This window comes from Curtobacterium sp. MMLR14_002 (assembly GCF_001864975.1).
GTDB lineage: Bacteria > Actinomycetota > Actinomycetes > Actinomycetales > Microbacteriaceae > Curtobacterium > Curtobacterium flaccumfaciens.
This window is the reverse complement of record NZ_MJGT01000068.1, coordinates 1-214: the sequence shown is the minus strand read 5'-3', so window position 1 is coordinate 214 and position 214 is coordinate 1. Positions and strand designations below refer to the sequence as shown.

1 rRNA gene is annotated in these 214 nt (G+C 52.3%); it reads left to right on the top strand.

Annotated features, from left to right (window positions below):
• Positions 1-55: 55 nt before the first annotated feature.
• Positions 56-214, top strand: a 23S ribosomal RNA gene (locus BIU91_RS13160); the annotation flags it as partial.

Below are 214 nucleotides of genomic sequence, written 5' to 3'. Positions count from 1 at the left end.
TGATCAGCCTTCGGGCTGCTGATTGGTGACGTTGGATCGCAATTTTAATCTTTGTGGTCAAGTTTCTAAGAGCAAACGGTGGATGCCTTGGCATCTGGAGCCGATGAAGGACGTAGAAATCTGCGATAAGCCTCGGGGAGCTGATAATCGAGCTGTGATCCGAGGATTTCCGAATGGGGAAACCCCGCCAGGCGTTTTGCGACCTGGTGACTCC